The following is a 21,283-nucleotide window of genomic DNA, read 5'->3' as shown; positions in this document are numbered from 1 at the left end:
CCACGGTCAGAAGGTGCAGAGCGCCGGCAACAACATGGCCAACACCGACGCCTCCGTCGGCTCCAGCTGGGCCTGACTCGAAGCCAGAACACAAGTGAGAACCGGCGCAGCCTGCAGGCTGCGCCGGTTCTTGTGTTTGAGGTCTGAAGAGGATTACCCGCCGGCCGACGTGATCGACGCACACCCACCCAGCACCGTGGTGGACAGGAACGTCGCGGCGTTGGCCAGATAGTTGTCCGACGGATCGTATGTCGGCAGCGCCAGCACGAACGCTCGCCGGTACTGCGCGGAGAGCTCCGCGAAGTCCTGCAGCGTGGGGTTGTTGCTGCGCCGGCCCAGCTGCTGCATCTTGTTGGCCAGGCTGATCATCACCGGGCCGACCGCCAGGTTGATGGCCTTCTGCTGGGGATTCCAATAGGTTGCCGGGATGCTCGGGTCGATCTCCTGCCATTCGCCGGTATCGGCGCCGAACTTGTCCAGCGCGGCTTTCCAATCCGCGCAGACCGGGTTGGGCCCGGTCAGGTAGCGCTGCGGATTGGTGGGGTTACCCGGCGAGGCGGTCTTGGTGGGGGCGGACTGCGCCTCCACCAGCGGGGCGCGAGTCGCCGCCGATCCGTTGTTGGCCGCCGCGCAGATCGCAGCCAGCGCCGAGGCCGCGCTGTGGGCGGTACCGGCCAACGGGGCGTCACGTTCGGTGTAGGTGGGGATGTGCTCGACGAAAGCGCGGGCATAGGCGATGAATTGCTCGTAGAGCTCACGCATCACCCGGTGCGGGGTGAGCTTCACCAGCCCGACCGTCTGTGCGGCGGCGTTGCGCACCACCTGCCCGGCGGCCAAGTACTCCTTCTTCTGTTCGTCGTTCCACGCCGTGGCCGGGATCGACTGGTCGCGCTCATTCCACTTGCCGTGTCCCAGCAGGGACAGCGTGCTGGACAGGTTGGCGCTGATCGACCCCCACGCGACGCAACTGGGGTCGCTGATGATGATGCTCACCGGCCCGGTGTCGTCGGCGCTGGCGATGCCCGAGGCCGCGTTGCGGCTGGAGGTCCCGCCGTCGGCCAACGAACCCTTGCCGGGGTCACCACCGAGCAGCACCACCCCGACCAATACCAGCGCGACCACGGCAAGCACCACCACGGCAGCCAACCCCCATTTGAGGCTGTTGGTCTGCTTTGGCGCAACGACGTCGTCATCGTCCTCGTAGTCGTAGTCGAAGTCGACGTCATCGGTGCCGTTGGTCACAGTGAGCCAGCTTAAAGCACCGACCGGCACGGGGCAGGGCAGCGCGATGCCTCTAGACTTGGCGACCGTCGAACCGTTACCTGATCCGTCCTCAAACCAGGGGGTATTCGTGCTGCGCAGCCACGACGCAGGCTCATTGCGGGCCACCGACGCCGGGCTGAGCGTCACGCTGGCCGGCTGGGTGGCTCGGCGCCGCGACCACGGCGGTGTCATCTTCATCGACCTGCGCGACGCATCGGGGGTGGCGCAGGTGGTGTTTCGCGATGCCGCGGTGCTGCAGCAGGCCCACCGCCTGCGCGCCGAGTTCTGCGTCGCGATCACCGGCGTCGTCGAGGTCCGCCCGGCCGGCAATGAGAACCCGGACCTGCCGACCGGAGCGATCGAGGTCAACGCGACGAAGCTGACCGTCCTCAACGAGGCCGCGCCATTGCCGTTCCAACTCGACGAATCGGCCGGCGAAGAGGCACGGCTCAAACACCGCTACCTCGACCTGCGCCGCGAAGACGGTCCCGGGGCGGCGCTGCGGCTGCGGTCCAAGGTCAATGCGGCCGCGCGCGGGGTGCTTGCCGAGCATGACTTCGTCGAGATCGAAACCCCCACGCTGACGCGCTCCACCCCGGAGGGGGCGCGCGACTTTCTGGTGCCGGCCCGACTGCAGCCCGGCTCGTTCTATGCGCTGCCGCAGAGCCCGCAACTGTTCAAGCAGCTTCTCATGGTGGCTGGCATGGAGCGCTACTACCAGATCGCCCGCTGCTACCGCGACGAGGACTTCCGCGCCGACCGCCAGCCGGAGTTCACCCAGCTCGACCTGGAGATGAGCTTCGTCGACGCCGAGGACGTGATCGGCATCGCCGAACAGGTGCTCAAGGCACTGTGGGCGCTGATCGGCTACGATCTGCCGCTGCCGCTGCCTCGGATGACCTACGCCGACGCCATGCGCCGGTTCGGCTCCGACAAGCCCGACCTGCGGTTCGGACTGGAATTGGTGGAATGCACGGAGTTCTTCTCCGACACCACATTTCGGGTCTTCCAGGCTCCCTACGTAGGTGCCGTCGTCATGCCCGGCGGAGCATCGCAGCCGCGGCGCACGCTCGACGGCTGGCAGGAGTGGGCCAAGCAGCGCGGCGCCAAGGGACTGGCCTACGTATTGGTCGGCGACGACGGCGAGCTGTCCGGACCGGTGGCCAAGAACCTCACCGACGCCGAACGAGCCGGACTGGCCGGACACGTCGGCGCCGCCCCGGGGGACTGCATCTTCTTTGCGGCCGGGCCGGCCAAGACATCCCGGGGGCTGCTGGGCGCGGCCCGCGGCGAGATCGCTCGGCGCCTGGACCTGATCGACCCCAACGCTTGGGCGTTCACCTGGATCGTCGACCCGCCGTTGTTCGAGCCCGCCGACGACGCCACCGCGGCCGGTGACGTCGCCGTCGGCTCCGGCGCCTGGACCGCGGTGCACCACGCCTTCACCTCGCCCAAGCCCGGCCACGTCGACCGTATCGAGTCAGATCCGGGGGCGGTGCTGGCCGACGCGTACGACGTCGTGTGCAACGGCAACGAGATCGGCGGCGGCTCGATCCGTATCCACCGCCGCGACGTGCAGCAGCAGGTCTTCAAGGTGATGGGCATCAACGAAGACGAGGCGGCCGAAAAGTTCGGATTTCTGTTGGACGCCTTCAGTTTCGGTGCGCCGCCGCACGGTGGGCTGGCGTTCGGCTGGGACCGGGTGGTGGCGCTGCTGGCCGGGGTGGACTCGATCCGCGAGGTCATCGCGTTCCCGAAGTCCGGCGGTGGCATCGACCCGCTGACCGACGCCCCGGCGCCGATCACCGCCCAGCAGCGCAAAGAAGCCGGGATCGACGCGGTCCCCCCTCCGCGAGCAGACACCAACTCGCACAAAATCGGCTGATTTCGGGCGATTCTGCGTCTGTTCGCGGCGAAGATCGAGCCATGGACTCTGCTGAATTCGCGCGCCTGGTCGTCGCCAACATGCCGTTCGCGGCGTCGCTGGAAATCGACATCACCGACCTGACCCCACAACAGGTGACCGCCACGATGGGGTGGGCGCCCGAACGCTGCACCACCGGCGAGATGCTGCATGGGGGAGCGCTGATGGCGTTCGCCGACACCGCCGGGGCGGTGTGCGCGGTCGCCAACCTGCCCCAGGGCGCCAGCACATCGACGATCGAATCGAAAACCAATTTCTTCCGGGCGGTGCGCGCGGGCACCGTCACCGCGACCAGCGTTCCGCTGCACGTAGGGCGGACGACGATCGTGGTGCAGACCGACCTGACCGACGACCGCGGCAAGCTGGTCGCACGTGTCACCCAGACCCAGGCGGTGCTGGCGCCGAAGAAGTAGCCGACGAAGTAGCCGGCCTCACCAGAACGGTTTGAGCAGGCTGCGCATCGCCGGGGGCACCCAGCCCTTCACCGATGACGGGAATACCCGGCCCGGACCGCATTTGGGCCAGGCGTACGGACCCTGCTCGTCGAGGACCCGATTGGCGACGGCGATCTGTTCTTCCCGCGACGCCTTCGACGGCAACCCGACACCACCGAACGCGTGCCAGGTCGACGGCTTGAACTGCAATCCGCCGTAGAAGCCGTTGCCGGTATCGGCGGCCCAGTTACCGCCGGACTCGCATTGTGCGACGGCGTCCCATCCCATCATGTTGGCATCGGCGTGGGCGACGCCCGCCGAGGCCAGCAGCGCTCCGACGATCCCCCCGGTGACCAGCCCGGATGCCGCCCATGCGAGGTGCCGGCTCCCGTGCCGCACGACACGCCGTGCCGTGTTCCGGTGCATATCACAACCTCCGTGATAGTTGTCTATCAGTGAGGTTAACGAGCATAACGCGATAAATGATGAAATTGCACGTTTTGGCTACCTAACGATGCAAATGAGTTTGTTGTTATTAGATGGTCGAAATGAGATTTGAGTGGCAGAAGTTAACCAAGTTGTAATTGTTACGTATGTTGCGAGAGATCTCTTAAAAATTAAGAATATTTTTCACGATATCGGTTACAAAAGTGGCTGATGTGACTGATGTGAATGAGACGGGGTGTCGCGACGCGCGCGGCCGCTTCCACGCCACCGCCGCCCAAGCGCCCTAGGCTGCCTCGGGTGGCCGACCGCTATGGAACCGACATCCTCGCCGACAATCCGCATACCGCCCGCAAGGTTCGCTCCGTCGAGGTGCCGGTGCAGCGCGGCATGGTGGTCGAAGATGCCCAGAGCGGCTACGTCGGCGCCGTGGTGCGGGTCGAGTACGGCCGGATGGACCTCGAAGACCGCAACGGCCGAATCCGCGGATTCCCGGTCGGCCCCGGCTACCTGATCGACGGCAAACCGGTGATCCTGACCGAACCGCGCCCGACGGCATCCGCGACGCCCGGGCGCACCGCGTCGGGTTCGGTGGCGGTGCCCGGCGCCCGCGCCAAGGTGGCACTCGCCAGCCGGATTTACGTCGAGGGCCGTCACGACGCCGAACTCGTCGAACAGGTGTGGGGCGATGACTTGCGCATCGAGGGCGTGGTCGTCGAGTACCTGGGCGGCATCGACGACCTGGCCGGTATCGTCGCCGAATTCCGGCCGGGCCCGGGCCGCCGCCTCGGGGTGCTGGTCGACCATCTGGTCGCGGGCTCGAAGGAGACCCGCATCGCCGAGGCGGTGCGCCGCGGGCCCGGGGGAGAGCACACCCTGATCGTCGGGCACCCTTACGTCGACATCTGGCAAGCGGTGAAGCCGGGCCGGCTCGGATTGCAGTCGTGGCCGAAGATTCCGCGCAACGTGGAGTGGAAGCACGGTATCTGCGCCGCGCTGGGCTTGCCGCACGGCGACCAGGCTGATATCGCCGCGGCCTGGCAGCGCATCCGGGGGCGGGTGCGGGACTGGACCGATCTGGAGCCGGAGCTGATCGGCCGGGTCGAGGAACTGATCGATTTTGTGACGCAATAATTCGGCTGAATCGGCCACCGCGGTCACCCGAACCGCTTGGATGGAGGCATGAAAACGATTGCCGCTGTGGCGCATGCACCCAACCAACCCTTCGAGATCATGGAGCTGGACCTGGACGGTCCGGGTCCGGGCGAGGTCCTGATCAAGTTCACCGCCGCCGGGTTGTGCCATTCGGATCTGCATGTGGCCGACGGCGACTGGCCGAACCGGTTCCCGATCGTCGGCGGGCACGAGGGTTCCGGGATCATCGAGGACGTCGGCCCCGGGGTCACCAAGGTCAAACCCGGCGATCACGTGGTGTGCTGCTTCATCCCCAGCTGCGGCAGCTGCCGGTACTGCTCGACCGGGCGGCAGAACCTGTGCGACATGGGCGCCACCATCCTGGAGGGCTGCATGCCCGACGGCACCTTCCGATTCCACTCGGGCGGCACCGATTACGGCGGGTTCTGCATGCTCGGCACCTTCTCCGAGCGCGCGACCGTCTCGCAGCACTCGGTGGTCAAGGTCGACGACTGGCTGCCGCTGGAGACCGCGGTGCTGGTCGGTTGCGGCGTGCCCACCGGCTGGGCCACGGCCAACTACGACGGCGGGGTGCGCGCCGGGGACACCGTGGTGGTCTACGGCATCGGTGGGGTGGGCATCAACGCCGTGCAGGGCGCGGCGCACGCCGGTGCCAAGTATGTGGTGGCGGTCGATCCGGTGGAGTTCAAGCGGGAGACCGCGCTCAAGCTCGGCGCCACCCACGCGTTCGCCACCGCCGAGGAGGCGATGGCCAAGGTCGCCGAGCTGACCTGGGGGCAGATGGCCGACCAGGCGCTGATCACCGTCGGCGACCTTGGGGAGGCCGTCACGACCGCGGCGGTCAACACCGTCGGCAAGGGCGGTACCGTCGTCATCGCGGCGATGGCCCGCCTGGAGGATATCGACGTGCAGGTGTCGGGCACGATGTTGGCCCTGTTCGGAAAGACGATCAAAGGCACGCTGTTCGGTGGGGCGAACCCGCAGTACGACATCGTGCGACTGCTGCGGCTCTACGACGCCGGCCAGCTCAGGCTCGATGAGCTGGTCACCCGCCGCTACACCCTCGAACAGGTCAACGAGGGCTACCAGGATCTGCGCGACGGCAAGAACATTCGCGGGGTGATCGTGCACCGCTGACGCCACCGGGGCCGGGGGTGCGTGGTATGCCTGAAGGCGTGTCCGACGGACTGTTCGACCTCACCGGCACCCCGGCGCCCGAGCCCGGCGATTCGGCGAGGCCCGACGCCACCGCCTCTTCACCGCTGGCGGTGCGGATGCGCCCGGTGTCCCTCGACGAGGTGGTCGGCCAGGAGCACCTGCTGGGTGCGGGTTCCCCGCTGCGCCGGTTGGTGGACGGCTCCGGGGCGGCCTCGGTCATCCTTTACGGTCCGCCCGGCACCGGAAAGACCACACTGGCCTCGTTGATCTCCGGCGCGACCGGCCGGCGTTTCGAGGCGCTGTCGGCGCTGAGCGCCGGGGTCAAGGAGGTGCGTGCGGTGATCGACACCGCGCGCCGGGCCGCCGCCTACGGCGAGCAGACCGTGCTGTTCATCGACGAGGTGCACCGGTTCTCCAAGACTCAGCAGGATGCCCTGTTGGCGGCGGTGGAGAACCGAGTGGTGCTGCTGGTGGCGGCGACCACCGAGAACCCGTCGTTCTCGGTGGTGGCCCCGCTGCTGAGCCGGTCGCTGATCCTGCAGCTGCGGCCGCTGGGCCCCGAGGACATCGCCACCGTGGTGCACCGCGCTATCGACGACGAGCGCGGCCTGGGCGGGCGCGTCGAGGTGACCCAGGATGCCGTCGACCTGCTGGTCCGGCTGGCCGCCGGTGACGCCCGCCGCGCCTTGACCGCGCTGGAAGTGGCCTCGGAAGGGGTGGCGGCCGGCGAACAGGTCACCGTCGAGATCGTCGAGGCGTCCCTGGACCAGGCCGCGGTGCGCTACGACCGCGACGGCGACCAGCACTACGACGTGATCAGCGCGTTCATCAAGTCGGTGCGCGGCTCTGATGTCGACGCCGCGCTGCACTACCTGGCCCGGATGCTGGTCGCGGGGGAGGACCCGCGCTTCATCGCCCGCCGGCTGATGATCCTGGCCAGCGAGGACATCGGGATGGGCGATCCGACCGCGCTGCAGACCGCGGTCGCCGCCGCGCAGACCGTCGCACTGATCGGCATGCCCGAGGCGCAGCTGACCCTGGCGCACGCCACCGTGCACCTGGCGACCGCGCCGAAGTCCAACGCGGTGACCACCGCGCTGGGTGCGGCGATGAACGACATCAGGTCCGGCAAGGCCGGGGCGGTACCGGCGCACCTGCGCGACGGCCACTACTCGGGGGCGCAGGCGCTGGGCAACGCAGTCGGCTACCGGTACGCCCACGATCATCCAGACGGTGTTGTGCCACAACAATATCCACCCGACGAGCTGGTCGGTGTCGACTATTACCAGCCCACCGTCCGGGGCGCCGAACGCGAGATCGGCGGGCGCCTGCAGAAGCTGCGCGCCATCATCCGTCGCCGCTAGCTCACCGGGCACGCCGGCGAGCACGTTCCCGTCCTGGCCGGCCCGCCGCCGCGAGCAGTCGCAGAATCGCACGCGAACCGCGCACATCGTGCGATTCAGTGTCTGCTCGCGGGGGGAGGCGCCCGTAGGCTGGTGGCGATGAACACCGAAGTACTCGACGTCGACACGGCCCGGCGTCGTACCGTCGACCTCACCGCGCAGGTGCGGGCGTTCTGCGCCGGGCACGGCGACGGATTGTGCAACGTGTTCGTGCCCCATGCGACGGCCGGGGTGGCGATCATCGAGACCGGCGCCGGTTCGGACGCCGACCTGGTCGACACCCTGGAGCGACTGCTGCCGCGCGACGACCGCTACCGGCACACCCACGGCTCGCCGGGGCATGGTGCCGATCACGTGCTGCCGGCGATCGTGGCGCCGTCCATCACGGTGCCGGTGGCCGGCGGCGAACCGTTGCTGGGAACCTGGCAGTCCGTGGTGCTGGTCGACCTCAACCGGGACAACCCGCGCCGGTCGGTGCGGTTGAGTTTCGTCGACAGCGCCTGAACATCGGCCGCAGCCTCTTGGGGTCAAGACGGCGATCGGCAGACCGGTACTGTAGGGCCGTCTATTAGTGGGATAACGGCGGGAAAGCGACTTTAGAGTGCAGACACACGAGATCAGGAAACGCTTCCTCGATCACTTCGTGAAGGCGGGCCACACCGAGGTGCCCAGTGCTTCGGTGATCCTCGACGACCCGAATCTGTTGTTCGTCAACGCCGGCATGGTGCAGTTCGTGCCGTACTTCCTAGGCCAGCGCACGCCGCCGTATGCCACGGCCACCAGCATCCAGAAGTGCATCCGCACCCCCGACATCGACGAGGTGGGCATCACCACCCGGCACAACACCTTCTTTCAGATGGCCGGCAACTTCTCGTTCGGCGACTACTTCAAGCGCGGCGCGATCGAACTGGCCTGGACGCTGCTGACGGGCAGCGTCGACGAGGGCGGCTACGGGCTGGACCCGGAACGGATCTGGGCCACCGTGTACCTCGACGACGACGAGGCCATCGCGTTGTGGCAGGAGATCGCCGGATTGCCGGCAGAGCGGATCCAGCGCCGCGGGATGGCCGACAACTACTGGTCGATGGGCATCCCCGGACCGTGCGGGCCGTCATCGGAGATCTACTTCGACCGTGGCCCGGAATTCGGGGTCGACGGCGGCCCGATCGCCAATGAGGACCGCTACATCGAGATCTGGAACCTCGTGTTCATGGAGAACGAACGCGGCGAAGGCACCTCCAAGGAGGACTTCGAGATCCTGGGGCCGTTGCCACGCAAGAACATCGACACCGGGATGGGCATCGAGCGGGTCGCGTTTCTGCTGCAGGGCGTGCACAACGTCTATGAAACCGACTTGCTGCGGCCGGTCATCGACGTGGTGGAAGCGCGGGCGCCGCGCGGCTATGACACCGGCAACCACGCCGACGACGTGCGCTACCGGATCATCGCCGACCACTCCCGCACCGCGGCGATCCTGATCGGCGACGGGGTCAGCCCCGGCAACGACGGCCGCGGCTACGTGCTGCGCCGGCTGCTGCGCCGGGTGATCCGCTCGGCCAAGCTGCTGGGCATCGAGGGCCCCATCGTCGGTGAGCTGATGGCCACCGTGCGCGACGCGATGGGCCCGTCGTATCCGGAACTGGTCACCGACTTCGACCGGATCGCCAGGATCGCCGTGGCCGAGGAGACCGCCTTCAACCGCACGCTGGCCTCCGGTTCGAAGCTGTTCGACGAAGCCGCGGCGGCCACCAAGTCCGCCGGTGTCACCGTGCTGTCCGGCAAGGACGCCTTCACCCTGCACGACACCTACGGCTTCCCGATCGAACTCACGCTGGAGATGGCCTCGGAGGCCGGCCTGCAGGTCGACGAGACCGGGTTCCGTGCCCTGATGGCCGAACAGCGCCAGCGCGCAAAGGCCGACGCCGCCGCGCGCAAACACGCCCATGCCGACTTGAGCGCCTACCGCGAGCTGATCGACGCCGGTCCCACCGTGTTCACCGGATTCGACGAGCTGAGCTCCGAGGCAAGGATTCTCGGGATCTTCGTGGACGGCAAGCGGGTCCCGGTGGTCGCCCACGACAAGGACGGCGGCCCGCCTGATCGCGTCGAACTGGTGCTGGACCGGACCCCGCTGTACGCCGAAGCGGGCGGGCAGATCGCCGACGCCGGCACCATCAGCGCCGGACCTGCCAAAGCCGCGGTCACCGACGTCCAGAAGATCGCCCAAACACTGTGGGTGCATCGGGTCACCGTGGAGTCGGGGGAATTCGTCGAGGGCGACACCGTCGTCGCCGCGGTGGATCCGGGCTGGCGCAAGGGCGCCACCCAGGGCCACTCCGGCACCCACATGGTGCACGCCGCGCTGCGGCAGGTGTTGGGGCCCAACGCCGTTCAGGCCGGGTCGCTGAATCGGCCGGGCTATCTGCGGTTCGACTTCAACTGGCAGGGTCCACTGAGCGACGAGCAGCGCCGCCAAGTCGAAGAGGTGACCAACGAGGCGGTGCAGGCCGACTTCGAGGTGCACACCTTCACCGAGGACCTCGAGAAGGCCAAGGCCATGGGCGCGATGGCGATGTTCGGCGAGAAATACCCCGATCGGGTGCGGGTGGTCGAGATCGGCGGACCGTTCTCGCTGGAGTTGTGCGGTGGCACCCACGTGCACAACTCGGCGCAGATCGGTCCGGTGACGCTGCTCGGCGAATCGTCGGTCGGATCGGGAGTACGCCGAGTGGAGGCCTACGTCGGGCTGGACTCGTTCCGCCACCTGGCCAAGGAACGGGCGCTGATGGCCGGCCTGGCATCCTCACTCAAGGTGCCGTCCGAGGAGGTGCCCGCCCGGGTAGCAAACCTGGTGGAGCGACTGCGGGCGGCGGAGAAGGAACTCGACCGCGTCCGGCTGGCCGGCGCACGCGCGGCCGCGTCAAATGCCGCCACCGGCGCCGAACAAGTCGGTAACGTGCGCTTGGTGGCGCAGCGGATGTCCGGTGGTATCGGCGGTGGCGACCTGCGTTCCCTGGCCGGCGACATCCGCGGCAAACTCGGCGAGGGACCGGCGGTGGTGGCGCTGATCGCCGAGGGCGACGGCAGCGTGCCCTATGTGGTCGCCACCAACAGCGCCGCACAGGAACTCGGGCTCCGCGCCGACGACCTGGTCAAAGATCTGGCGGCGGCGGTGGCCGGCCGCGGCGGCGGCAAGGCCGACCTGGCGCAGGGCTCGGGCAAGGATCCGGCGGGCATCGACGCCGCACTGTCGGCGGTCCGCTCGGCGGTCGCCCGGAGCGCGCCGGCGTGACCTTCCCGCATCATCGCACCCCGGACCGCCCCGGCGGGCCGGAAGATCCCGGCCGCGGACGCCGGCTCGGGGTGGATGTGGGCAGTGTGCGGATCGGGGTGTCGTGCAGCGACCCCGACGGCCTGCTGGCGACCCCGGTGGAGACGGTCCGCCGGCATGTCTCCGGGTCGCACCTGCGCCGGCTGGCCGAGCTGGTCGGCGAATTCGATGTGGTCGAGGTGGTGGTCGGGCTGCCCCGGACCCTGGCCGACCGGGCCGGGGCGGCCGCTCAGGACGCCATCGCGGTGGCCGACGACCTGGCCCGGGCGCTGGCCAAGCGGGATCGCCCGGTGCCGGTGCGGCTGGCCGACGAGCGCCTGAGCACCGTCAGCGCAGCACGGGCCCTGCAGGCGGCCGGGGTGCGTTCCAAACGGCAGCGCTCGGTGATCGACCAGGCTGCCGCGGTGACGATCTTGCAGAGCTGGCTCGACCAGCGCCGGGGCTCGGGCACCGCGGCCCCGGCAGCGCCGACGGGGGACAACGATGTCTGACGACGAACCCGCCACGAAAGCCAAACCTGTGGCGGTAGGCCCGCCGGGCCGCCGGTTGAGCCGGACCCAGCGGGCCCACGAGGACCGGCGGCTACGCCGGCGCCATCGGCACCGGCGCGTGATCGGCGGATTGGGTGTCGTGCTGGTCACCATGGTGGTGATCGCCGCGGTGTTCCTCGGCTCCAAGCTGTGGCACTCCCGCGGCCCCGTCGTCGACTACACCGGTGAGGGCGGCCAGCAGGTGCTGATCGAGGTGCGCGAGGGCGACTTCACCACCGCCATCGCTGAAACCATGCTGGGCGCCGGGGTGATCGCCAACGTCGGCACCTTCCTCGACGCCGCGCAGGGTAACGCCGCCATCGCGATGATCCAGCCCGGCTTCTACCGGTTGCGGACCGAGATCCCGGCCGCCACTGCGGTACAAGAGCTCAGCGACCCGCAGAACCGGGTGGGCAAACTGGTGATCCCGGAAGGCCGTCAACTCGACGACACCACCGACATGAAGACCAACGCCGTGACCCCGGGGGTGTTCACCCTGATCGCGGAGGCCAGCTGCCTGGACCTCAACGGCGATCGGCGCTGCCTCACCACGCAGGACCTGCGGCGCGCCGCCGCGACGGGGACCCCGCAGGCGCTGTCGGTGCCGGACTGGGCCCTCGGGCCGGTCAGCAAGTTGGGCGGGGACCACCGTCGCATCGAGGGGCTGATCACGGCGGGCACCTGGAACGTCGACCCGACCGCGCCGGCGCCGGTCGTCCTGGCGAAGGTGATCGGCCAGAGCACCGCGCAGTTGACGAAGTCCGGCCTGCCGGCCACCGCCGAGCAGCTGGGCATGACGCCCTATGAGCTGTTGATCGTGGCGTCGCTGGTACAGCGCGAGGCCCTCCCGCACGACTTCACCAAGGTGGCCCGTGTCATCGACAACCGGCTCAACGAACCCCAGCGCCTGGAGTTCGACTCGACGGTCAACTACCCGCTGGACCGCCAGGAGGTGGCCACCACCGACGCCGACCGGGCCAAGGTGACGCCGTGGAACACCTACGCCTCCGACGGTCTGCCGGCCACCCCGATCTGTTCGCCGGGATCCGAAGCCCTGCGGGCCGCGGAGAACCCCGAGCCGGGTGACTGGCTGTATTTCGTGACGATCGACAAGGACGGCACCACCTTGTTCACCCACAGCTATCAGCAGCACCTGAACAACATCGAGATGGCCCTGGACAACGGTGTCCTCGACAGCGCCCGCTGAGCCGCGTAAGGCGGCTGTGCTCGGCTCGCCGATCGCGCATTCCCGCTCACCGCAACTGCACCTGGCGGCCTACCGGGCCCTGGGCCTGCGGGGATGGACCTATGACCGCATCGAGTGCGACGCCGAGCAGTTGCCGGCGCTGGTCGCCGGGTTGGGGCCGGAGTGGGTGGGCGTGTCGGTCACCATGCCGGGCAAATTCGCCGCGCTCGCCGTCGCCGACGAGCGGACATCGCGCGCCGAGCGGATCGGCTCGGCCAACACCCTGGTACGCACCGAGACCGGCTGGCTGGCCGACAACACCGACGTCGACGGGGTGCGCGGGGCGCTGGGATCGGTCGGCGCGGTGTCGGGAGAGGCGATCGTGCTGGGGTCGGGTGGCACCGCTCCGGCCGCGGTGGTGGCGCTGACCGAACTCGAGATCAGCCGCATCACGGTGGCCGCGCGCAACCCCGATGCTGCCGCCCGGGTGGTGGCGCTGGCGACCGACGTCGGTGTGCCGGCCCGCTATTGCGCACTCGACGACACCGCGCTGGGCGAGGCGGCCGCCTCCGCATCGGTGACTGTCAGCACCCTGCCGGCCGACGTCGCGGCCCGCTACGCGCCGGTGCTGGCCGGGGTGCCGGTGCTGCTGGACGCGATCTATGACCCGTGGCCGACGCCGCTGGCGGCGGCGGTCACCGCGGCGGGCGGGACGGTGGTCAGCGGCCTGCAGATGCTGCTGCACCAGGCGTTCACCCAAGTCGAGCTCTTCACCGGCCGGCCCGCACCGCGTGCGGCGATGACTTGCGCGATCAGCGACCCGGCCTGAGCATGACGCCATGGCAGCGGTCCTGGTCGTGGCGTGGCTGGCACTGCTGAGCGGCTACGACATCCGTCAGCGCCGGCTGCCGAACTGGCTGACGCTGCCCGCGGTGGCGGTGGTGCCGGCCGTCGCGGCCGGGGCCGGGCGGGGGACGGCGGCGCTGGCCGGAGCTGCGGCGCTCACCGCGGTTTATCTGGCCGTGCATCTGATCGCACCGGCCGGGTTGGGTGCCGGCGATGTCAAACTCGCCGCCGGGCTGGGCGCACTGACCGGTTCCTTCGGCGTCGACGTGTGGTTGCTGGCGGCGCTGTGCGCACCGTTGCTGACCGGGGTGTGGGGGGTGATCGCCACGCTGGCGCGCCGGGGACCGACCGTTCCGCACGGGCCGTCGATGTGCCTGGCCAGCGCGGTGGCGGCGGGTCTGGGAATGTTCTGAGGATGCGGTGTTGAGCCAATTGTGGAGGTCACTGGCGGCGTCGCCGGGAGCGAACACAAATTAACGCCGTGGTTAGCCTTGACAGGGAACGTTTGCCACTCAGCCCGCTATTAGTTAATATCGCGGTATTGATGCAGCATTGATCTGCTTACCGGGGTGTGGCCAAAAGGGGGTGACCGTGAAGCGAGCTGTTATCGGGGGCGTACTCGCTGCTGCGGTCGTCGTGGGCGGCGCCGTGCTGGCCACCAACATGGCATCGCCGTCCCTGCCCGACGTGCAGGTCCCGGCCGTGACGCTGTCCAACGCCGAGGGCACCGACGCCACTGTGCAGTGGCTGGACCTGTTCGCGCAGACCTCGGCAGGAAATGCCGATGCATTCGGCGGGTACCTGCTGGATCCGAGTACGGCGGTCGCGCCCGGCGAATCCCCGCTGGTGTTGATCGACCCCCAGACCTCCGCCGAGGACTTCGACCGGATCCTGGACGGCATCGTCGGCAATGCGGGCAGTCAACTCAACGCGGTGACCTCGCCCAGCAACGGGCCCGACGCCGTCACCTATCTGATCCTCAAAAACGGCTCCTGAGCCCCCAGCGGGTGGCGGGCCGGATCGATTCCGGGGTTCTGGCTGTGCTGAGCCTTCTGTGTGCTGAACCGTAAAGTCCTCCAAGCCCGGGCTCCCAAGACCGGCATGGGAAGATGGGACACGTGTTGCGTTGGATAACCGCCGGGGAATCGCACGGTCGCGCGCTGGTCGCCGTGGTCGAGGGCATGGTCGCCGGAGTAGGCGTCACCTCGGCTGATATCGCGGCCCAACTCGCCCGCCGTCGCCTGGGCTACGGTCGTGGCGCCCGGATGAAGTTCGAGGCTGACGCCGTCACGGTGTTGTCCGGGGTGCGCCACGGTGTCACGCTGGGCGGCCCGATCGCGGTCGAGATCGGCAACACCGAATGGCCCAAGTGGGAGACGGTGATGTCCACCGATCCGGTGGATCCTGACGTCCTCGACGCCGAAGGCGGGGCCCGCAACGCGCCGTTGACCCGCCCCCGGCCCGGTCACGCCGACTACGCCGGCATGCTCAAATACGGGTTCGACGATGCCCGCCCGGTGCTGGAGCGGGCCAGCGCCCGGGAGACGGCCGCACGGGTCACCGCGGGCACCATCGCCCGGGCGTTTCTGCAGCAGGCCCTGGGCGTGCAGGTGATCTCCCACGTGATCTCGATCGGGGCCTCCGAGCCCTACGACGGTCCGGTGCCGCAGCCCGAGGACCTGGCCGCCATCGACGCAAGCCCGGTCCGGGCGTATGACCAGAAGGCCCAAGAAGCCATGATCGCCGAGATCGAGGCGGCCAAGGCCGACGGCGACACCCTGGGCGGGGTGGTGGAAGTGGTCGTCTCGGGCCTGCCGATCGGGTTGGGGTCCTTCATCAGCGGCGAGGAGAGGCTGGACAGTCAGCTGGCGGCCGCGGTGATGGGCATCCAGGCGATCAAGGGGGTCGAGATCGGCGACGGATTCACCACCGCGCGCCGGCGTGGCAGCGCAGCCCACGACGAGATGTACCCGGGCCCCGACGGCGTGGTGCGCTCCACCAACCGGGCCGGCGGGCTGGAAGGCGGAATGACCAACGGCCTGCCGCTGCGGGTGCGCGCCGCGATGAAGCCGATCTCCACCGTGCCGCGGGCCCTGGCCACCGTCGACATGGCCACCGGTGACGAGGCGGTCGCGATCCACCAGCGTTCCGACGTGTGCGCCGTCCCGGCCGCGGGAGTGGTCGCCGAGGCCATGGTGGCGTTGGTGGTGGCCCGTGCGGCGCTGCAGAAGTTCGGCGGTGATTCGCTGACCGAAACCCGGCGCAACATCGACGCATACCGGCGTGCGGTGGCCGAGCGCGGCCCAGCGGGCGGCCAGGCGCGGGCATCGGGGTAGACCATGGCGCCCAGAGCGGTACTGGTGGGGTTGCCCGGGGCCGGCAAGTCCACCATCGGAAGGCGCCTGGCCAAGGCGCTGGGCGTCGAAATGCTCGACACCGACGCCGCCATCGAGGCCCGCACCGGCCGTAGCATCGCCGACATCTTCGCGAACGACGGTGAGCAGGAGTTCCGCCGCATCGAGGAGGAAGTGGTGCGAGCGGCGCTGGCCGAACACGACGGCGTGCTGTCATTGGGCGGGGGAGCGGTCACCAGCCCCGGGGTCCGCGACGCACTGGCCGGCCATACCGTGGTGTTCCTGGAGATCAGCGCCGCCGAAGGGGTGCGGCGCACCGGCGGCAGCACCGTACGGCCGCTGCTGGCCGGGCCGGGCCGGGCCGAGAAGTTCCGTGAGCTGATGGCCCAGCGGGTGCCGCTCTACCGGCGTCTGGCGACCATCCGGGTCAACACTAACCGGCGAAACCCGGGAGCGGTGGTGCGCTATATCGTGTCTCGGCTGGAGGCCGGCGCGCCGAGTGACGGGGCCGACCGTGCACAGCCGCCGACCGCGCCGGCACCCGCCGGCTCACCGCCCACCCCCGCCACGCTGGCCGCACGACAGACCGGAGGACGCAAGTGACCGAGATTCCCGAGCCGATCACCGTGACGGTGGCCACCGATCCGCCGTACCCGGTGGTGATCGGCAAAGGCCTGCTCGGTGATCTCGCCGATCTGCTCGCCGGACGCAACAAGGTGGCGATCCTGCACCAGCCGACCTTGGAAGCAACCGCCGAAGGAATCCGAGAGTATTTGTCCGGCAAGGGGATCGAAGCTCACCGTATCGAGATCCCGGACGCCGAGGACGGCAAGTCGCTGCAGGTGCTGGGCTTCATCTGGGATGTGCTCGGTCGCATCGGCCTGGACCGTCGCGACGCCCTGGTCAGTCTCGGCGGGGGCGCTGCCACCGACGTGGCAGGCTTCGCGGCGGCCACCTGGCTGCGCGGTATCTCGATCGTGCACGTGCCGACCACGCTGCTGGCGATGGTCGACGCCGCGATCGGGGGCAAGACCGGCATCAACACCGAAGCAGGCAAGAACCTGGTCGGTGCGTTCCATCAGCCGACGGCCGTCGTCGTCGATCTGGCCACCCTGGAGACGCTGCCGCAGCGCGAGATCGTCGCCGGCATGCCCGAGATCGTCAAGGCCGGCTTCATCGCCGATCCGGTGATCCTGGACCTGATCGAAGCCGATCCGCAAGCCGCGATGGACCCGACCGGTGAGGTCTTGGGGGAGTTGATCCGGCGCTCCATCGCCGTCAAGGCCGAGGTCGTCGCCGCCGACGAGCGGGAGTCGGGTCTGCGTGAAATCCTCAACTACGGCCACACTCTCGCGCATGCGATCGAGGCGCTGGAGCACTACCAGTGGCGGCACGGCGACGCGGTGTCGGTCGGGCTGGTCTTCGCCGCCGAGCTCGCCCGTGTCACCGGGCGCCTGGACGACGAGACCGCCGACCGGCACCGTTCGATCCTACTGTCGCTGGGCCTGCCGGTGAGCTACTACGAGAGCGCCCTGCCGGCGCTGCTGGAATACATGATGGGGGACAAGAAGAATCGCGCCGGTGTGCTGCGGTTCGTGGTGCTCGACGGTCTGGCCAAGCCGGGCCGGCTGGAAGGACCTGACCCGATGCTGCTGGCCGCCGCCTACGACGAGGTCGGCCGGCGCTTCCGATTGGAGCGACGGTGAACCGGATCAACGTCATCAACGGTCCCAACCTGGGGCGGCTGGGCCTGCGCGAGCCGGACGTCTACGGCGACACCACCTACGCGGACCTGCAGACGCTGATCGAGGCCGAGGCGGCCGCGCTGGGTGTCGACGTCGTGGTGCGCCAAAGCGACAGCGAAGCGCAGCTGCTGGAGTGGATTCATTCCGCGGCCGACGCCGCCGAACCGGTGATCCTCAACGCCGGTGGCCTGACCCACACCTCGGTGGCCCTGCGCGATGCCTGCGCCGAGCTCAGCGCGCCGTTGATCGAACTGCACATCTCCAATGTGCACGCCCGCGAAGACTTTCGGCGGCACTCCTATCTGAGCCCGATCGCCAGCGGGGTGATCGTGGGCCTAGGGGTGCGGGGCTACCTGCTGGCGCTGCGTTACTTGGCCGAGTCGTCGGACTGAGTCTTTCCGCCGTCGTCGGTGATCGCGGGGATCTCGGTGGTCGCCGCCTCGTTCTCGGCCGGGTACTCCTCGGTGGTGAAGCCGGCGGCCGGACCGGCCAGCGTCGCGTCCGCGTCGGCCTGGGCGCTGGCGGTGGCCTCGGTGGCCACCGGAGCGGCGCCCACGGTGGCGAACACATCGGTGGCTGGGCCCTCGTGGGCGGCCAGCCCGTGGTGGCGCTGCGGCATCTTCTCGTAGTCCTTGTCGACGCGACGGCGTCCCAGCGTGACCGCGGCGACTGCCGGCACGAACACCAGCAGCGCGGTGAAGGCCGCGAAACTGGTCAGCTCGTTGAACAGGCTGCTGACATAGAGCGCCTTGTCGACCAGGGCGATGAGCCACGAGACCACGCCGCCGACCAGACCGGCGACCAGTCCGGCACCAAGCCAGGTCATGGCGAGGTCCTCGCGCCGGTCCGGGTCGGGGTTGGCTCTGGCGTCGGCGCGGCCGTCCGAGCGGGCCCACACCATCACCGCGATCGCGAACACGATCATCAGGATCAGACTGATCAGGCCGGCCTGCGCTTCGAAGGCGTTGATCAACACCCCCTGGATCAGGCGGATGACGACCATCACCGCTGCGAAGACCAATCCGCGAAGAAACCACTTGCTCATGGGGGCTCAGCGTAGCGAGTACCGTCACACCGCGTGACACATTCCTCCCGTCGGTTGCGTCTGAGCGCCGCGATCGGTGCGGCCGGCCTGGACGCGATGCTGGTCACAGACCTGGTCAACGTGCGTTACCTGTCCGGATTCACCGGGTCGGCCGGTGCCCTGCTGGTGTATGCCGAGGGATGGGCCGACGAACGGCCCGCGCTGTTGGCGACCGACGGCCGGTACCGCACCCAGGCCGCCAGGCAGGCCCCCGACCTCCGGGCCGTGATCGAGCGCGCCGGGGCGAGCCACCTGGTCGCGCAGGCCGCGGCGGCCGGGGTGCGCCGACTGGGATTCGAGGGACATGTGGTCACCGTGGACGGATTCGAGACACTGTCGGCGGCGCTGGCCGCGGCCGGCGGCGTGGCCGCGGGTGCCGAGCTGGTTCGCGCCTCGGGAATGGTGGAGGCGCTGCGGGAGGTCAAGGACGCCGGTGAGGTCGCCCTGTTGCGGTTGGCCTGTGAGGCCGCCGACGCCGCACTGAGCGACCTGCTGGCGCGCGGCGGGCTGCGGCCGGGCCGCACCGAACGCGAGGTCGGCCGGGAACTGGAGTCCCTGATGCTCGACCACGGCGCCGACGGCGCCTCCTTCGAGACCATCGTGGCCGCCGGCCCCAACTCGGCGATACCGCATCACCGCCCGACCGACGCAGTGCTGGCCGCCGGCGACTTCGTCAAGATCGACTTCGGCGCGTTGGTGGCCGGCTACCACTCCGATATGACCCGCACCTTCGTGCTCGGCCCACCGGCCGACTGGCAGGCCGAGATCTACCAGGTGGTGGCGGCGGCGCAGCGCGCGGGCCGGGAGGCGCTGCAACCGGGTGCCAAGCTGCGTGACGTCGACGCCGCCGCACGCCGGCTGATCGCCGACGCCGGCTACGGAGAGACCTTCGGCCACGGCCTGGGCCACGGGGTGGGTCTGCGGATTCATGAAGCGCCGGGAATCAACGCGACGGCCGACGGTACACTGCTTGCCGGTGCTGTGGTGACCGTGGAGCCCGGCGTCTATCTGGCCGATCGTGGCGGCGTCCGCATCGAGGACACGCTCGTGGTCGGCGGTGGCTCACCCGCACCCGCGGGGACACACCCGGAATTGCTGACTCGGTTCCCCAAGGAACTGACCATTGTCTAGGAGACGTAGAAAACGTGGCTTCAACTGCTGACTTCAAGAACGGACTGGTGCTGTTGATCGACGGCCAGCTGTGGCAGATCGTCGAGTTCCAGCACGTCAAGCCCGGCAAGGGCCCGGCTTTCGTGCGCACCAAGCTCAAGAACGTGGTGTCGGGCAAGGTGGTCGACAAGACCTACAACGCCGGCGTGAAGGTGGAGACCGCCACCGTCGACCGCCGTGACGCCACCTTCCTCTACCGCGACGGCAACGATTTCGTGTTCATGGACAGTGCCGACTACGAGCAGCACCCGCTGCCCGAGGCGATGGTCGGCGATTCGGCGAACTACCTGCTGGAGAGCATGCCGGTGCAGATCGCCTTCCACAACGGGGTGCCGCTGTATCTGGAACTGCCGGTCAGCGTCGAACTGGAGGTGACCCACACCGAGCCGGGCCTGCAGGGCGACCGCTCCAGTGCGGGGACCAAGCCGGCCACGATGGAGACCGGGGCCCAGATCAATGTGCCGCTGTTCATCAACACCGGAGACAAGCTGAAGGTCGACACCCGCGACGGCAGCTATCTGGGACGGGTCAACTCCTGACCATGCCCGCCGGTGGGGACGTCGAATCCGCGCGGCCCGCGCGACCGGTGCGGGGCCGTCACCTGGCCCGCAAGCGCGCGGTGGATCTGCTGTTCGAGTCCGAGGCCCGGGGGCTGACCCCGGCCGAGGGCGCGGCGATGCGGGCCGAGCTGGCCAGCCGGCAGCCCGACGTGGCGCCGCTGCACCCCTACACCGTCACGGTGGCCCACGGGGTGGCCGCACACAGCGCCCATATCGACGACCTGATCACCTCGCACCTGCAGGGCTGGAAGCTGGAGCGGCTGCCGGCCGTCGACCGGGCGATCCTGCGGGTGGCGATCTGGGAGCTGCTGCACGCCGAGGACGTCCCCGAGCCGGTCGCCGTCGACGAGGCGGTGAAGCTGGCCAAGGAGCTGTCCACCGATGACTCGCCCGGATTCGTCAACGGCGTGCTGGGCCAGGTGATGCTGGTGACCCCCCAGCTGCGGGCGGCGTCGCAGGCCGTTCGCGAGGCGGCTCAGCGTTCCGGACCCGATGCCCCGGCCGAGCCGGAGTCCGACGCCGGGGAGTAACAGGCGTTGCCGCACACGTGCGGCGCGGCCCGTGACGCGAAAATCGGCGCAGCAGGTCGCTGCGCCGATTCTCGCGTGGGTCCGGGTTGGTCAGGCCCAGCTGGAGCCGACGGAGGCGTCGGTGTTGGCCATGTTGTTGCCGGCGCTCTGCACCTTCTGACCGTGG

Annotated in this window: 22 protein-coding genes and 1 pseudogene; 20 read left to right on the top strand and 3 right to left on the bottom strand. The window is 69.2% G+C overall.

The features are described 5' to 3' along the window. Positions 1 to 153 precede the first annotated feature (153 nt). On the bottom strand, positions 154 to 1,242 hold the full coding sequence (locus BST28_RS21680; RefSeq protein WP_019738459.1) for an ESX-1 system-associated protein: 1,089 nt from the start codon (positions 1,240 to 1,242) through the stop codon (positions 154 to 156). A gap of 109 nt (positions 1,243 to 1,351) precedes the next feature. On the opposite strand from BST28_RS21680, the gene aspS reads away from it, so the two are divergent. Both aspS and BST28_RS21670 read left to right on the top strand, forming a co-directional pair. Then, positions 1,352 to 3,148 (top strand): aspartate--tRNA ligase, encoded by a 1,797-nt coding sequence (gene aspS, locus BST28_RS21675; RefSeq protein WP_083083018.1) that lies wholly within the window; start codon positions 1,352 to 1,354, stop codon positions 3,146 to 3,148. Between the two features lie 41 nt (positions 3,149 to 3,189). Continuing rightward, positions 3,190 to 3,600, top strand: a complete 411-nt coding sequence (locus BST28_RS21670) for a PaaI family thioesterase (RefSeq protein WP_065289472.1) — start codon at positions 3,190 to 3,192, stop codon at positions 3,598 to 3,600. An 18-nt stretch (positions 3,601 to 3,618) separates the two neighbouring features. On the opposite strand, the gene BST28_RS21665 is transcribed toward BST28_RS21670, so the two are convergent. After that, the gene (locus BST28_RS21665; RefSeq protein WP_019737985.1) at positions 3,619 to 4,047 is read right to left on the bottom strand and encodes a transglycosylase family protein; all 429 of its coding nucleotides are present in this window, start codon (positions 4,045 to 4,047) and stop codon (positions 3,619 to 3,621) included. A gap of 318 nt (positions 4,048 to 4,365) precedes the next feature. Here BST28_RS21665 and BST28_RS21660 point away from each other — a divergent pair, with 318 nt between their 5' ends. The 14 genes and pseudogenes from BST28_RS21660 (at position 4,366) to aroQ (ending at position 18,165) form a co-directional block, all read left to right on the top strand. Continuing rightward, positions 4,366 to 5,199, top strand: a complete 834-nt coding sequence (locus BST28_RS21660) for a DUF3097 domain-containing protein (protein ID WP_065289473.1) — start codon at positions 4,366 to 4,368, stop codon at positions 5,197 to 5,199. Positions 5,200 to 5,247: 48 nt separating this feature from the next. Further along, positions 5,248 to 6,357, top strand: coding sequence for an NDMA-dependent alcohol dehydrogenase (locus BST28_RS21655; protein WP_065289474.1), 1,110 nt, complete (start codon positions 5,248 to 5,250; stop codon positions 6,355 to 6,357). A gap of 26 nt (positions 6,358 to 6,383) precedes the next feature. Beyond that, positions 6,384 to 7,742 carry a replication-associated recombination protein A gene (locus tag BST28_RS21650; protein ID WP_205634648.1) on the top strand — a complete coding sequence of 453 codons (1,359 nt, stop codon included), beginning with the start codon at positions 6,384 to 6,386 and terminating at the stop codon, positions 7,740 to 7,742. Positions 7,743 to 7,880: 138 nt separating this feature from the next. After that, positions 7,881 to 8,285 (top strand): secondary thiamine-phosphate synthase enzyme YjbQ, encoded by a 405-nt coding sequence (locus BST28_RS21645; protein WP_065289475.1) that lies wholly within the window; start codon positions 7,881 to 7,883, stop codon positions 8,283 to 8,285. 97 nt (positions 8,286 to 8,382) lie between these two features. After that, complete coding sequence (alaS, locus tag BST28_RS21640) at positions 8,383 to 11,073, top strand: alanine--tRNA ligase (protein WP_065289476.1); 2,691 nt, start codon at positions 8,383 to 8,385, stop codon at positions 11,071 to 11,073. Continuing rightward, positions 11,070 to 11,603, top strand: a complete 534-nt coding sequence (gene ruvX, locus BST28_RS21635; protein ID WP_065289477.1) for a Holliday junction resolvase RuvX — start codon at positions 11,070 to 11,072, stop codon at positions 11,601 to 11,603. Before alaS ends, ruvX begins: the two co-directional genes overlap by 4 nt. Then, the gene (locus BST28_RS21630) at positions 11,596 to 12,849 is read left to right on the top strand and encodes an endolytic transglycosylase MltG (protein WP_083083016.1); all 1,254 of its coding nucleotides are present in this window, start codon (positions 11,596 to 11,598) and stop codon (positions 12,847 to 12,849) included. The genes ruvX and BST28_RS21630 overlap by 8 nt, the downstream gene beginning before the upstream one ends. Next, a complete protein-coding gene (locus BST28_RS21625) occupies positions 12,827 to 13,657 on the top strand; it encodes a shikimate dehydrogenase (protein WP_019737993.1) in 831 nt (276 codons plus the stop codon). The genes BST28_RS21630 and BST28_RS21625 overlap by 23 nt, the downstream gene beginning before the upstream one ends. Positions 13,658 to 13,667: 10 nt before the next feature. Then, the gene (locus tag BST28_RS21620) at positions 13,668 to 14,087 is read left to right on the top strand and encodes a prepilin peptidase (protein WP_065289480.1); all 420 of its coding nucleotides are present in this window, start codon (positions 13,668 to 13,670) and stop codon (positions 14,085 to 14,087) included. 178 nt (positions 14,088 to 14,265) lie between these two features. Beyond that, on the top strand, positions 14,266 to 14,670 hold the full coding sequence (locus tag BST28_RS21615; RefSeq protein ID WP_234808370.1) for a hypothetical protein: 405 nt from the start codon (positions 14,266 to 14,268) through the stop codon (positions 14,668 to 14,670). Positions 14,671 to 14,783: 113 nt separating this feature from the next. After that, complete coding sequence (gene aroC / locus BST28_RS21610; RefSeq protein ID WP_170306758.1) at positions 14,784 to 16,010, top strand: chorismate synthase; 1,227 nt, start codon at positions 14,784 to 14,786, stop codon at positions 16,008 to 16,010. Positions 16,011 to 16,013: 3 nt separating this feature from the next. Next, positions 16,014 to 16,538: pseudogene (locus BST28_RS21605) on the top strand (shikimate kinase); the annotation flags it as partial. A gap of 98 nt (positions 16,539 to 16,636) precedes the next feature. Continuing rightward, positions 16,637 to 17,734, top strand: a complete 1,098-nt coding sequence (aroB, locus tag BST28_RS21600) for a 3-dehydroquinate synthase (RefSeq protein ID WP_065289489.1) — start codon at positions 16,637 to 16,639, stop codon at positions 17,732 to 17,734. Further along, entirely contained in the window at positions 17,731 to 18,165 is a 435-nt protein-coding gene (aroQ, locus tag BST28_RS21595) for a type II 3-dehydroquinate dehydratase (RefSeq protein ID WP_065289483.1), read from the top strand. The genes aroB and aroQ overlap by 4 nt, the downstream gene beginning before the upstream one ends. Here the strand turns inward: aroQ and BST28_RS21590 are convergent. Then, positions 18,141 to 18,818 carry a B-4DMT family transporter gene (locus BST28_RS21590; protein WP_065289484.1) on the bottom strand — a complete coding sequence of 226 codons (678 nt, stop codon included), beginning with the start codon at positions 18,816 to 18,818 and terminating at the stop codon, positions 18,141 to 18,143. The genes aroQ and BST28_RS21590 overlap by 25 nt on opposite strands. 33 nt (positions 18,819 to 18,851) lie before the next feature. Here BST28_RS21590 and BST28_RS21585 point away from each other — a divergent pair, with 33 nt between their 5' ends. From BST28_RS21585 to BST28_RS25320, 4 genes are read left to right on the top strand one after another with little or no spacing between them, the layout of a single operon-like run. Beyond that, entirely contained in the window at positions 18,852 to 19,988 is a 1,137-nt protein-coding gene (locus tag BST28_RS21585) for an aminopeptidase P family protein (RefSeq protein ID WP_083083014.1), read from the top strand. 14 nt (positions 19,989 to 20,002) lie between these two features. Continuing rightward, a complete protein-coding gene (gene efp / locus BST28_RS21580; protein ID WP_019736398.1) occupies positions 20,003 to 20,566 on the top strand; it encodes an elongation factor P in 564 nt (187 codons plus the stop codon). Between the two features lie 2 nt (positions 20,567 to 20,568). Then, positions 20,569 to 21,117 (top strand): transcription antitermination factor NusB, encoded by a 549-nt coding sequence (nusB, locus tag BST28_RS21575; RefSeq protein WP_065289486.1) that lies wholly within the window; start codon positions 20,569 to 20,571, stop codon positions 21,115 to 21,117. Positions 21,118 to 21,148: 31 nt separating this feature from the next. After that, positions 21,149 to 21,277: a hypothetical protein gene (locus BST28_RS25320; protein ID WP_420093454.1), complete on the top strand. Its 129-nt coding sequence runs from the start codon at positions 21,149 to 21,151 to the stop codon at positions 21,275 to 21,277. The last annotated feature ends 6 nt before the right edge of the window (positions 21,278 to 21,283 follow it).

The sequence above is a fragment of the Mycolicibacter kumamotonensis genome (assembly GCF_002086285.1).
Lineage (GTDB): Bacteria > Actinomycetota > Actinomycetes > Mycobacteriales > Mycobacteriaceae > Mycobacterium > Mycobacterium kumamotonense.
The sequence above is the reverse complement of the archived record's forward strand: the minus strand, read 5'-3'. Positions and strand labels throughout refer to the sequence as shown.

What these genes read in the sequence shown, in the direction of transcription:
- BST28_RS21670 (WP_065289472.1), top strand. Translation starts at nt 3,190, where the DNA reads ATGGACTCTGCTGAATTCGCGCGCCTGGTCGTCGCCAACATGCCGTTC.
- nusB (WP_065289486.1), top strand. Translation starts at nt 20,569, where the DNA reads ATGCCCGCCGGTGGGGACGTCGAATCCGCGCGGCCCGCGCGACCGGTG.
- aroC (WP_170306758.1), top strand. Translation starts at nt 14,784, where the DNA reads ATGGGACACGTGTTGCGTTGGATAACCGCCGGGGAATCGCACGGTCGC.
- BST28_RS21650 (WP_205634648.1), top strand. Translation starts at nt 6,384, where the DNA reads ATGCCTGAAGGCGTGTCCGACGGACTGTTCGACCTCACCGGCACCCCG.
- BST28_RS21655 (WP_065289474.1), top strand. Translation starts at nt 5,248, where the DNA reads ATGAAAACGATTGCCGCTGTGGCGCATGCACCCAACCAACCCTTCGAG.
- BST28_RS21590 (WP_065289484.1), bottom strand. Translation starts at nt 18,818, where the DNA reads ATGAGCAAGTGGTTTCTTCGCGGATTGGTCTTCGCAGCGGTGATGGTC.
- BST28_RS21665 (WP_019737985.1), bottom strand. Translation starts at nt 4,047, where the DNA reads ATGCACCGGAACACGGCACGGCGTGTCGTGCGGCACGGGAGCCGGCAC.
- BST28_RS21630 (WP_083083016.1), top strand. Translation starts at nt 11,596, where the DNA reads ATGTCTGACGACGAACCCGCCACGAAAGCCAAACCTGTGGCGGTAGGC.
- BST28_RS21620 (WP_065289480.1), top strand. Translation starts at nt 13,668, where the DNA reads ATGGCAGCGGTCCTGGTCGTGGCGTGGCTGGCACTGCTGAGCGGCTAC.
- BST28_RS21645 (WP_065289475.1), top strand. Translation starts at nt 7,881, where the DNA reads ATGAACACCGAAGTACTCGACGTCGACACGGCCCGGCGTCGTACCGTC.